11 protein-coding genes are annotated in these 12,546 nt (G+C 49.6%); 7 read left to right on the top strand and 4 right to left on the bottom strand.

What is annotated here, in order from left to right:
• Nucleotides 1-97: 97 nt before the first annotated feature.
• Nucleotides 98-1,126 (top strand): S66 peptidase family protein, encoded by a 1,029-nt coding sequence (locus IC230_RS10140; RefSeq protein WP_191038875.1) that lies wholly within the window; start codon nt 98-100, stop codon nt 1,124-1,126.
• A gap of 111 nt (nt 1,127-1,237) precedes the next feature.
• Here the strand turns inward: IC230_RS10140 and IC230_RS10135 are convergent, their stop codons facing one another.
• A complete protein-coding gene (locus IC230_RS10135) occupies nt 1,238-2,095 on the bottom strand; it encodes an alpha/beta fold hydrolase (protein ID WP_191038874.1) in 858 nt (285 codons plus the stop codon).
• A 143-nt stretch (nt 2,096-2,238) separates the two neighbouring features.
• On the opposite strand from IC230_RS10135, the gene estT reads away from it, so the two are divergent.
• From estT to IC230_RS10105, 6 genes are all read left to right on the top strand, one after another.
• A complete protein-coding gene (gene estT / locus IC230_RS10130; protein ID WP_191038873.1) occupies nt 2,239-3,096 on the top strand; it encodes a macrolide hydrolase EstT in 858 nt (285 codons plus the stop codon).
• An 86-nt stretch (nt 3,097-3,182) separates the two neighbouring features.
• Nucleotides 3,183-3,425: a DUF3820 family protein gene (locus tag IC230_RS10125; RefSeq protein ID WP_191038872.1), complete on the top strand. Its 243-nt coding sequence runs from the start codon at nt 3,183-3,185 to the stop codon at nt 3,423-3,425.
• A 278-nt stretch (nt 3,426-3,703) separates the two neighbouring features.
• The gene (locus IC230_RS10120) at nt 3,704-4,024 is read left to right on the top strand and encodes a hypothetical protein (protein ID WP_191038871.1); all 321 of its coding nucleotides are present in this window, start codon (nt 3,704-3,706) and stop codon (nt 4,022-4,024) included.
• Nucleotides 4,025-4,201: 177 nt separating this feature from the next.
• Nucleotides 4,202-6,100 (top strand): AAA domain-containing protein, encoded by a 1,899-nt coding sequence (locus IC230_RS10115; protein ID WP_191038870.1) that lies wholly within the window; start codon nt 4,202-4,204, stop codon nt 6,098-6,100.
• A gap of 55 nt (nt 6,101-6,155) precedes the next feature.
• Complete coding sequence (locus tag IC230_RS10110) at nt 6,156-6,593, top strand: VOC family protein (protein WP_191038869.1); 438 nt, start codon at nt 6,156-6,158, stop codon at nt 6,591-6,593.
• A gap of 179 nt (nt 6,594-6,772) precedes the next feature.
• A complete protein-coding gene (locus IC230_RS10105) occupies nt 6,773-8,299 on the top strand; it encodes a flavin-containing monooxygenase (protein ID WP_191038868.1) in 1,527 nt (508 codons plus the stop codon).
• Nucleotides 8,300-8,313: 14 nt separating this feature from the next.
• Here IC230_RS10105 and IC230_RS10100 read toward each other — a convergent pair whose 3' ends face one another.
• The 3 genes from IC230_RS10100 to IC230_RS10090 form a co-directional block, all read right to left on the bottom strand.
• Nucleotides 8,314-10,038: a serine hydrolase gene (locus IC230_RS10100; protein ID WP_191038867.1), complete on the bottom strand. Its 1,725-nt coding sequence runs from the start codon at nt 10,036-10,038 to the stop codon at nt 8,314-8,316.
• Between the two features lie 54 nt (nt 10,039-10,092).
• The gene (locus IC230_RS10095) at nt 10,093-10,941 is read right to left on the bottom strand and encodes an MBL fold metallo-hydrolase (RefSeq protein ID WP_191038866.1); all 849 of its coding nucleotides are present in this window, start codon (nt 10,939-10,941) and stop codon (nt 10,093-10,095) included.
• Between the two features lie 116 nt (nt 10,942-11,057).
• The gene (locus IC230_RS10090; RefSeq protein ID WP_191038865.1) at nt 11,058-12,428 is read right to left on the bottom strand and encodes an amidohydrolase family protein; all 1,371 of its coding nucleotides are present in this window, start codon (nt 12,426-12,428) and stop codon (nt 11,058-11,060) included.
• Nucleotides 12,429-12,546 lie beyond the last annotated feature (118 nt).

The following is a 12,546-nucleotide window of genomic DNA, read 5'->3' as shown; positions in this document are numbered from 1 at the left end:
CAAAGGCTCTTTTTTACTGACTAAAACGCATACAGTCCGCTTGACCACTACGTTGTTTTCGGTTATCTTTCTGCACCGTTAGATTCCTGCCTTTCCAATGTCTTCTCGCCGTTCGTTTCTGCGAGCCACCAGCCTGGCTCCGTTTCTCTCACTGGCACCCAGCCAGCCACCTGCGACGCTTATAAAACCACCCCGCCTACGCCCAGGCGACACCGTTGGCCTGATTTGCCCGGCGGCTCCGGCCTATAGTCAGGAAACAGTGAAGATTGCGCAGGAGTCGCTTCAGGCGCTGGGCTTTCAGACGAAACTCGGACCCCATATTTACGACCGGTACGGTTACCTCGCCGGGCGTGATGCCGACCGGGTTTCAGACATTCACGCCTTCTTCAATGACCGGAGCGTTAAAGCCATCGTCGCTATTCACGGCGGCTGGGGTTGCGCCCGGCTGTTGCCCCTGCTGGATTATGACCTGATTCAACGTAATCCGAAAATCCTGATGGGGTACAGCGACGTAACGGCCCTACTGCTGGGCATATACGCCAAGACCGGCTTAGTTACTGTACATGGCCCAGTCGGGTCCGCTACGTTCAACGCCTACACGGTCGACTGGTTTAAGCGGGTGCTCATGGAAGGTGAAACCGTGACGATGAAGAACCCCACGGAGAAAGGCGATAACCTCACGCAAACGCAGGATCGGATCACCACCATCAAACCGGGTCTGGCCCGCGGGCGACTGGTCGGCGGCAATCTCACCGTATTGAGTCATTTGGTCGGCTCGCCGTACCTCCCCGACTGGCGAAACACCATTCTGTTCCTGGAAGATACGCACGAGGATATTTACCGCGTCGACCGGATGCTGACCCAGCTCAAACTGGCGGGTATTTTGACTCAGCTGGCAGGCTTCGTGTTTGGCAAATGCAGCGACTGCGGGCCGGGTAGTGGCGGCTACGGTTCTCTCACGCTGGACGACGTATTGACTGAACACATCATTCCCCTGGACAAGCCTGCTTTCTCCGGTGCCATGATCGGCCACATCCGCGATAAATTCACCGTCCCGCTCGGCATCGATACCGAAATCGACGCAACGGCGGGTACTATCCGTCTGCTGGAATCGGCCGTTACGTAGGTATACTACCGTTTGGCAACTTCTCATCGCGCACCATTCATTGTGCTGAGACTACCCATTGGCAGATTCGTAAACTAGAGTTTCGCCGGCCGCCAGCATGCCCAACTCTTGCTAATGGCTGGCTCCTTTGTCATCGTTCTTGTTAAAAAAATCAACGGCTATTCGACAGAGCATCTCACTTTTTAACTCGGGCATGTCGTGTCCCATATTTGGGTAGATACACAGCTGACCTTTTTTGAGGGATCGGAATATGTCAACGCTGTGCTCTAGTTTTATCATGTCCCGGTCTCCGCGAATGATGAGTACGGGTACGGTAATGCGGGAAAGTTTATCGTCTGGAACTTTGATTTCCCGTGACCACATTTTTTGAGTATCCTCCCAAAACTTAATCCACTGGCCAGGTTGAGGGTTCATGCGCTGATAATGCTCAAGCCATGTTTTATCTTCTTTGACAGCTTCTACAGTGTACTCCTTTAACAACGCACGTCCTTCCTGGGTTAGCCCACTTGATTTTGTATTGGAAGCGCCACTGACAACTTTCTTTATCTTATCCGGTCGGTTGGCGGCAAGCAGCAGAGATGTGTTCCCACCCATACTCCAGCCCATTACGTAAGCACTGTCCAGTTGAAGTTGATCAATAAGGGCAGAACAGTATTCGGCTAACAAATCTCCACTCAAACTGTCGGCTTGCTCAGACCGCCCATGTCCTGGAGCGTCCGGTGCGATTACCCGGAAGTGTCTGGATAACTCCGGGATAATTTCGCTTAGGTTTTCAATCGATCCAAGCCCCTGGTGCAGGAGAAGTAGCGGTATTCCGTTACCGTATTCTTCATAGTAAATCTTTGTGCCATGGATGGTTAAATAGTTTCCATGGTTCGAGCCATACGGAACAGCTTCTGCGGATTCTTTTGTTTCACTGCAGGAAGTAAGAATGATACTTATTGTGAGGCAATAAAAAAAGTGTTTCATAGTACTCGCTTTTCTCAGGCAGGACCCGAAGCCTGTTATACTGGTTGGAATGCTTTTTTGACTCGGGAATTCCAGTAAGATTAAAACCAAAAGACGGATTTACTATTTACACCTATGAAACCTGTCTATTCACCGACCTGGTTATGAGCGAAAAAATAATCAGCCATAAAAACATACACTTAGCAACTGAAAGTTTTGGCGACCCGAACCAGCCAGCCTTACTGTTACTGGCTGGCGCGACGGTGTCAATGCTCTTTTGGGATGAAGAATTCTGTCAGCGATTAGCGGATAAAGGTCTTTTTGTCATCCGTTACGACTACCGGGATGTAGGGAAATCAACGACGTATCAACCTGGCGTAACAGCCTACGACCTAGTAGACTTGGTAGATGATGCCATCGCCATAGTCGATGGGTATCAATGTGCAAAAGCCCATTTTGCAGGCATCTCGCTAGGAGGCTTGATTGCTCAAATCGCAGCTCTGAAATACCCCCAACAAGTTGAATCGTTAACCCTTATGGCCACCGGTCCCTGGGGAGATTCCGATCCCGGCATTCCCGAAATGGATCAGCGAATTGTCGACTTTCAGGCAAAAGCGGATTCCGTGAATTGGGCGAACGAGCAGGACGTAGTAGATTATATGATTCAGGGAGCTATCTTGATGAATGGACGAAAACCATTTGATCGAAAACGAAGTGAGAACCTGATCCGGAACGAATTTAGACGCGCCAACAGCTACCGCAGTATGTTTAATCATGCTTCGCTGCAGGGAGGTGAAGCCTATTACGGACAAATTCATACGATTAAACAACCCACCCTGCTAATCCACGGAACGGACGATTTAATTTGGCCCTTTCAGCACACGGAGGTAATACTACGGGAGCTAAAAAAGGCAAAGCTACTTCGGCTCGAAGGGACGGGCCACGAACTAAATAAAGCAGATTGGGGCGTAATCATCGACGCTATTGCCAATCATGTGTCAGCGACAGTAGAAGCGAACTAATTACAAGTCAACTTACCTATCCCCTACAAAACCTGATGTATACCTGGCCCGATTACACGTAATTTGGCAAACAACCCTTACTAGTTATGTCTATTCCCAGCGAACAAGCCCACGGCAATCCTGAACTGTTGAAAGAATTGCTTCATTACCAGATGCCGTTTGGCAAGTATAAAGGCACGCTGATCAGAGCTTTACCAATATCTTACCTGGAATGGTTTATGCAGAGTGGTTTTCCGGCGGGTAAGCTGGGGATGCTGTTACAAACCATGTACGAAATCAAACTGAATGGATTAGACTATCTGCTCGATGAGTTGAAGAGAAGAGGGTAATCACGCCATTTTTACTTCTTAGTACCGGTACCAGGGGTTAAAACCCGTTTTTTTTGCCAGTTCCCCAACGGGTTAAAACCCGTGGTACCTTTTTCTCAGCCTATTAAATGGCCAGATACCAACTGTTTTGATCAATTATAAGCCCGTTATTGGCGCGCTTGGGTAAACTTGATACCGTACGCTCAGTTATTGCTTCCTTTTCGGCCCGTTTTACTGAACAATCTGTTCATTAACCAAGCAATTAGTCTGTCGACTAGTGTCAAACTCAACGTATACTCATGAAAAACATAGTAATGATGGTCGCGCTTTTATTCGCAGTAGCCAGCTTTAGCGCACAGGCCCAAACAACAAGCACCGGCAACAGTGGTACTGGTAATGGCACAAACGGTTCATCCTCGCAAACTGGCGTGACCGATTCGTCGACTACGACCAATTCAAACATGGGAAAAGGCCGAAACGCACGCATGAACAGACGGTCGGGGAATATGAATTCCATGTCGGGCGACTCAATGTCAACGCAGGGTAACGGCCGGAATCGGGATATGCGACGCAACCGGATGAGAAGTGATTCATCGAGCGGTAAAATGCAGCGCCCATAGGTTTATTGACTCATTGCATAAAAACCTTCTGTCAGTTAAGTGCTGGCAGAAGGTTTTTTTTGTCTGTCTGGAGCGATAGTTGAGTCGAAAGCAGGCTAGCACAACCGCTGGTATCTGTCTACGTAGTGATGTCTGTTTCCCAAGCCTGACACCCACGAAAGGTACGTATCTTTGTGGATGGATTATTTCAAAAATCTGCTCGATTTACTCAAGATTGAACGAGAAGAAGACCGTACTCAATACCGAAGACTTACCGAAACGACATCCGTTGCCGAGCGTCGGGCCAACGGCTTAACCTGGTACCCAATCGCCATCCGTGGTTCCGAAATTGGTCGTGGCGATTATTTGACCGTAGAAATTGAACGAACGACGCATCAGGACATCCCGCATCAGATTCGGTTTGGCATGCCCGCCGTGTTGTTCAGCAATCACGATCCTAAAACCGACCGGGTCGAAGGCACAATTTCCTACCAGGGCGGCAATCGCGCCAAAATAACGCTACGTACGGATGAACTGCCCGACTGGTCGCGCGATGGTAAACTGGGTGTTGAAGTTCTATTTGATGACAACAGCTACAACGAAATGGAACAGGCCCTTAAAACGGCCAGTACGTTAAGCGAGAAACCGGATAAACGAATCACCAACATCCTGACCGGCGAGAAATCGCCTACGTTTCATACGGAAGTCCCCAGGTTATTTCTGCCTAAACTGAATCCCAGTCAACTCGCAGCGGTTGAGAAAATCGTGTCGGCGAATGAGCTGGCAATTGTGCATGGCCCTCCGGGTACCGGCAAAACTACTACGTTGGTACAGGCCATCAAAACGCTGATTAAGCAGGATAACCGGAAGATTCTGGTGGTAGCACCGAGTAATACGGCCGTCGATTTATTGAGCGAAAAGCTGCATGAGGAGGGGTTGAACGTACTACGGGTCGGCAACCCGGCCCGCGTATCGGAACGGCTGATGGCGCTGACACTGGATTATAAGGTGGGCGAGCATCCATACATGAAAGAAGCCAAAAAGCTGAAGAAGCAGGCGAATGAGTTTAGGAATATGGCGCATAAGTACAAGCGCAATTTCGGTAAAGCGGAACGCGATCAACGGAAAGCCCTGTTTGATGAAGCCCATCGCATTATGAAAGACGTAGCCAACTCGGAGCAGTATGTTATTGATGATCTGATCGCCAAAGCGCAGGTCATTACCGCTACGCTGGTCGGTGCGAATCACTACACGGTTCGAAATCTGACGTATCATACGGTGGTGATCGATGAGGCTGGACAAGCGCTGGAACCGGCCTGCTGGATTCCGATTCTGAAAGCGCAGAAAGTTGTGCTGGCAGGCGATCATTGCCAGTTGCCGCCGACGATCAAATCGCCGGAAGCCGCGCGGAAAGGCTTAAGTACTACGTTGCTCGAGAAATGTGTTACGCTGCACCCCGAAGCCGTTACGTTGCTGAACGAACAGTATCGCATGCACGAGCACATCATGGGGTATTCGTCGCAGGTGTTTTACGAAAACAAAGTGAAGGCGCACGCATCAGTCGCAGGCCATTCCCTGTTTGAGGGCGATACGTCGCTGGCGTTTGTGGATACGGCGGGTTGCGGATTTGACGAAAAGCTGGACGGAACCAGTTCAACGAATCCTGAAGAAGCCGCGCTGTTAATGAAACATCTAGCGCAACTAGCGACCGATTTAGCTACACGCTACGCTAAACAGGATTTCCCAACGATTGCTGTCATTTCCCCCTACAAGCAGCAAATCAATATCCTGAACGAGCAGTTGCTGAATACGCCCGAGCTACAGGAGTATAAAGACAAAATTTCGGTCAATACCATCGATAGCTTTCAGGGACAGGAACGGGACATTGTTTACATTTCCATGGTTCGCAGTAATACCGAAGGCGACATTGGTTTTCTGTCCGATATCCGGCGCATGAACGTAGCGATGACACGCGCCCGCAAGAAACTGGTCATCATTGGCGACAGCGCTACGTTGGCGGGGCTCCCCTTTTACGCCGATTTCATTACCTATTCCGAAAATCTCAATGCGTATCAAAGTGCCTGGGAGTGGCTATGAGATTCGTAGGTTTTAAACGGCCTTAGTATTTTTACCGCAAAAAATACTAAACCCTATGAATCAGAATCCTGTACTCCTCAACCCGTACCTCTTCTTCGATGGAAACTGCCGCGAAGCGATGGAATTTTACAAGAGCGTCTTCGGTGGCGAACTGGTGCTGACCACGTTTGGCGAAGGTCCTGCCGATGCCCACGCCGAGCCGAAAGCGAACAGTGCCGACGTAAAAGACCAAATCATGCATGCCCGCCTTAGCGGTGATGTCGTCCTGCTGGCAAGCGATAATCCCAATGGTACAGAAGCTAGGAACAGTAACCCGTTTAGTTTATCGCTGGAGGGTTCTGACGAGCAGCGCCTTCAGACGTATTTTAACAAACTCTCCGAAAACGGGAAGGTTACGGCTCCGCTCACCAGGCAGTTCTGGGGCGATGTATTCGGCATGGTAACGGATCAGTTTGGTATCAACTGGATGGTAAGTATCAGCCAGAAACAATAGCATGTCAGCCGGTTTAGCATGGAATAGTCTAGGCTAAACCGGCACAGGTCAAGCCGTATTTTTCGCGGTTCGTTACGTAAAAGCTCCAACTCAACATCGTACCGATTTTTGGTGGCTTGGGAGCGATTTACTTTTGATCATCCTTCACTCATGTTTGATCAATTGTCTTCACATACGTAATGAAATCGCCTAAGAAAATTGGAATTATCGGTGCCGGGCTGAGCGGCTTAGTTACCGCAAAAACGCTGCGCGAGCACGGTTTCGAAGTCGTGGTCTTCGAAAAAGAAGCTGAATTAGGTGGCGTATGGGCTTCTACCCGTCAGTATCCGGGTGTAACGACGCAGAACACCCGCGATACGTATACCTTCTCCGATTTTCCGATGCCGAAGCAGTACGCAGAATGGCCATCGGGACAACAGGTACAGGAATACCTAATGAGTTACGCTCGTCATTTTCGAGTACTACCGTCAATCCAGTTCAGCACGAATGTGGAGAAAGCGGAGGCTATCGACGATGGACTGGGCGGCTGGATACTACACACCAGTCAACATGGTAAATCGGCCGTAGTAAAAGTTGATTTCTTAGTCATTTGCAACGGTACGTATAGCGAACCAAATCGACCACAAATTCCGGGTTCCCTTTTGTTTGAAGGTCAGATTCTGCACAGTACAGAATTCCGGCAGCGCCATCTCGAAGCCGCCAAACGAAAAAAGGTAGCCGTTGTCGGTTTTGCCAAATCGGCACACGATATTCTGTCGCAGATCGGGAACGTATCCAGCCAGAAACCGGTCTGCATTTATCGAAACGTCCGCTGGAAAATGCCGCGTATCTTTCTGGGACTTAACATCAAATACCTACTGCTTCACCGGCTCGGCGAGTCATTATTCCCCTACCGTTCGCTGTTTGGCGTTCACAAATTTCTGCATGGCCCGGCGGGCAAACCTGTCACCAAATTGATTGTGAAGGGATTAGGCAAACTGGTAACGACTCAGCTAAAGTTAAAGAAAAGCGGTCTGCTCCCCGAAAAACCGTTCGACAGCATTGCAAACTGTATGCTCGGCTTAAGCTCCGATAACTTTTTTGAGCGGGCGGCCAATGGCGAGATTCAGTTGGAGAAAGGCGAGATTGTACGCTACGTTAAAGACGGAGTGATTCTGGATAACGGCAAAAAAATCGCGGCCGACATGGTTGTCTTTGCCACGGGTTTTAACCAAACCGTTCCGTTTCTGGAACCCAGACTCAGCAGTCGTCTCCGGGATGAAAAAGGCATGTTTCAGCTGTACCGTAACGTCTTACCCGCCGACGTAGCGAATCTTTCATTCGTGGGGTATAATGCATCCTTATTCACCCCCTTTACGTCGGAGCTGGCTGCCCATTACACCGCTCAGTACATCAAAGGTCAACTGAAACTGCCCAGCCCGGAAACCATGAAGCGGGAGATCGCGGTCCATCAGGAATGGCTGTTGAAGCGGGCTCCTAAAACCAGTTCATCGGGTACGTGTGTTTCGCCTTTCTCGTTTCACCATGCCGATGAACTCATGCGCGACATGGGCCTGAAAACGCAGCGTACCCGCAACCCCATTAAGGAATTTATGGCTCCGTTTGATCCGGGTATCTATAAAGGTCTTACGCGGGAATTAGAAGCACTTTATCCGCAGCTATCGGCTGTGGCGGACAACAAAGCAGTCATAGCGGAATCTTACTGACTACTTTATTCGAGCTATTTGCTGGCCATGGGCGGTATTCCTGTTCCGAAATCATCCGGCAAGCGTTTGAACCACAAATTCACTACGCGTCCATTCGACATCCGCAGGCCAAGGATCTGATCGGCTTTATCCCGAACCACAGCAATGTTTTGCACAAACCACCAGGGCGCCTGTAACCGATCCTTATTGATTACTTTTAAGTCTACTTCGCCGTGATGCACATGGATTAGTTTCAGCGCATCACCTTTGCGATCAATCGTATAGATCGTTTCCAGCTCCGGGCTATAATACTTACCTACGAACTGTTCCCACTTCACTTCCGACTGCTGACCGGGCTGAACACGAGTGGCTGGATGATCGCCATTTTGCCGGAGTGTAATGCGGTTCACGTTGCCTTCTTTCGGTTTATGAAAGACAATAGAAGCATCGACCACTTTTAAAAAGAAAGTCGTATCGGACGACGGAAAAATTTCTATCTCGCCCCGGCCAGTCGCATCAGCATAATACCGGTTACCATTTCGTCTGAATGTCAGGATAAAGCCCGGTTGTTCAGCCAGCTCATACGCTCCGGCATATTGACTGAACCGTGTTGAATCAAATGCATACACTGTAGACGACGTAGCAACTGGAGCGCTGGTCTGTTTTTCTTCTTTCAGTTGCGGAGCCAGAACCAGCCTGGCAACATCAAAAGCTTTTTTTCCGGGATTAAACTCGGCCTGATTGCTCAACACAATGAACCCATAATCTTCTTTTGGAAAGTACGCCAGCGAAGAGCGGAAACCGGCGTCAGCGCCGTCATGTCCGTAATACGATAGCCCTTTGTATTTGCCGTGGATCAAGCCCAGGGCATAGGGCAACGTGTCGCCCTTTGTGAGTCGGCCCCGTTCCAGCATCTGCGTCATGGTATTCTTGTTGCCAATCGTTGACGAACGGAAATTGTCGATCCAGAGGGCCAGATCATTCACCGTAGTAAATAAACTGGTGGCGCCGACGTTGCCATAACTCAGAATACTCTTGTCGAATCCCGGCTGCGCTCCTGACGCTACGTGAAATGAGTAGGCCCGGCCTTTTACAAGTTGCTCCTGATTAGCATAAAACAAGGTATTTTTCATGCCTAATGGCTTGAAAACATGCTGCTGCATCCAGTTGGGAAACGGTTGTTTAGTAACACGCCCGACTATCTCGCCCAGCAGCGTATAGCCGGTATTGCAATAGGCATAAGCCGAACCTGGCTCAAAATTCAGCTCTTTCTGCCGACGGACCAGGTTGAAAATCTGTTCTTTGGTGATTACGTCGTCGAGTTGCCAGCCAGCCATTGCCAGTAGATTCCACTGATCCCGCAGGCCACTGGTGTGGTTCATCAATTGACGTATCGTAATGGTTTTCCCAAAATCCGGCACTTCGGGCAGGTATTTTCGAATATCATCGTTCAGCGACAGTTTGCCCTCCTGGGCCAGCAACACAACCGCATAAGCCGTAAACTGCTTCGATACCGACGCTACGTGAAAAATCGTTTCCGGCTTGATCGGTGCTCCCGTTTCCAGATCGGCCTCCCCGAATCCTTTGGCATAAATCAATTTACCCTGATGAACAACGCCGACGGCCGCTCCTGGCATACCGGGTTTATTCCATTCCGCAAAAAGAGAGTCGATCCTGGCCGACAGCCTGGGCGATTGCGCATGGGCCAGTGGATTGGCTAGCAAGCCGATCAGAACAAGCGAATAGATAATTCTTTTCATGTCATTACGGGTAGTTAGGGTGGTGTTGTAAAAAGTATTCGTTGCTACGTTTCTTCAGGAAACAATTTTGAGATACCGCTGAATGGACGCATCAAAGACGGCCCGGCCATTTTCGGCAATGATCATTCCGTCAAATGCTCCATAGATGCGGTCGAACGGAACGTCGGCCATTCGGTCTCGTATCTGCTCAATGTCTTTTTTAGACAGCGGAATAAGATTGGGATAGCTGTACATGAACGTAACGGCTCGCCGGTCGCGCGCTACGTAGATGGAATCACCGGTTAAGATACTGTCTTTACCGGATTTATCAGGCAGATACAAGACGCAGCTTCCCGGAAAGTGCCCACCGGTGTTGATGATGGTCATGCCGTCCCAGAGTGCTTTCTGATTACCCGTCCAGAACTGGACATGACCTGAAGGTTTCTGCACCCACTCAGCATCGTGCTGATGAATGTAGATCGGGCAGTTAAAAATCCGTGCCCATTCTGCCATGAGGCTGTAGTAATGCGGATGCGAAATAGCGATGGCGTTCAGCCCGCCTTTTGATTGAATGAACGCTACGGTCGGCTCATCCAGAAAGGGCAAACAATCCCACAGTACGTTACCCGACTCAGACAAAATCAGAAAAGCCCGTTGACCAATAGCAAAGGCCGGTGTGATACGTAAGTCATACAAATTTTCATGAACCTGACTGAAGCGGATCGTACGGTCTTTTGCCAACGTCGCCAGGCTGGTCCAGACTTGTCCGTCATCGCCAATGTATTGCCGGTCGTTGTTACAGATCGGGCATAATTCCGGCAACGGTTTATTCGCCGGATACTGCGTACCGCACGTAGCGCAGATGGTTTTATCGGTCGTTTGATTTACGGAAAGGTCTTCTGAAGTGGCGTTGGTAGTGTTCATTGGTAGTGTATTGAACAAATTTGAATTAACCACAGAGGCACAGAGACCACAGAGCTTGAAGTACAATAATCCTAAATAAAACTCTGTGGTCTCTGTGCCTCTGTGGTTAACTAATCTTATTTTTTCTCCAGCTTTTTCAACTCACTCTGGATGTAGTCTTTCGGCAGCCAGTTCGTGCCGATCATGACGCCTTCGATGTTCCGGGTCTGGCCAATGTCTTTCAGTGGATTACCACTGAGCAGCACCAAATCCGATACGTTGCCCGTCTTGATCGTTCCCCAATCGGGCTTGTTGAGATACGACGCTACGTTAACGGTTCCGGTACGTAACGTTTCGTAAGGCGTCAGACCTGCATCGACCATGTACTTCATTTCGTGATGGATTGAAAAACCCGGCACGTTAAGGACCTGTGGCGCATCGGAGCCTAACAAAATATCAACACCGTTTTTCTGACACGCTAGAATCAATTTCCGACGGATCTGGATCAGTTTTTCAGCGTGTTCTTTGGAAAAATTCGGGTTGTTGTTGTAGCTATTTTTCGCATTGACCCAACTCGTAATCTGTTCGGGTTTCATGTATTTGAACTCCGGCGCACTGGCAAAAGCATCGGCCGGAAGTGGCGAAAGCCAGCGTTCAGCCAGGGCCTGCGTCGGCACCACCCGAATGTGCTTATCACGTAAGCCTTTCACTAGTTTCAGAATCTGCGATTCATCCGCACGATAGGCAATCCAGGAGCCAAACAACCCGGTTTCCTGCTCCGCTAACGTATCGGATCGGGGCACGATGGCTTCGATAAAACCGTCCAGATGATCGATGGACGAGTAACCAGCGTCAATGGCTCGCCAAACGCCCACATTGAACGATACGTGTCCGACAAACGGAATGCCAACCTCTTTAGCCGTTTTCGCAATGGCCGGAAACGTTACGTTGGTGAGGCCGGGATGCAGTTTCAGAAAATCGTAACCGGCGGCTTTCTGCTCCCGTACCATTTCGGCACCCCGCTCGGCGGTTTTTACAGTCTGTCCGTTGAAGGATGGACCCGTCGCATAGAAGTGCGGACCGAGAATTTCGCCACTGTTTATTTTACTACGTAGTTCGAGGTGTTTTGGGTGACCGAGCATGCCCCGAATGGTGGTGATTCCGTTGACCAGGTAGAGTGTCAGCACCTCTTTCATCGGCTCGATGTCGTCGATGGGCGGTACGTGCGCGTGGATTTCGGCCCAGCCCGGCGTCAGGTATTTACCTTTCGCATCAACGACCAGTGCATCGTTGCCAAACTTTACGCTTCCCTCATTTCCCAGCGCCGTGATACGACCATTTTTCACGACAACCGTTTGATTCTCCAAAACACGTTCCCGATCCATTGGAATCACATTCACGGATCGAAAGACAATCTCGCGCTGACCGTTGCTGACAAGACTTTGTGCGAGTAGCAGGGTGCAAGGAGCGAGGAGCCAGATAAGTAAAAAAGCAAGTGCGTTTCGCATAGATTGAACGAGTTAGCGATGAGTCCAGTTAGCGTTTAAAGGATTTTTGAGCTAGTTCGATACTGTTAGGCAAGCCGATAAATTTAGCCAGGTCAACATAATGAGCGATGGGTAGTTA

The organism is Spirosoma validum (assembly GCF_014699035.1).
GTDB classification, from domain to species: Bacteria; Bacteroidota; Bacteroidia; order Cytophagales; family Spirosomataceae; genus Spirosoma; species Spirosoma validum.
This window is presented reverse-complemented; position numbering and strand designations above follow the sequence as displayed.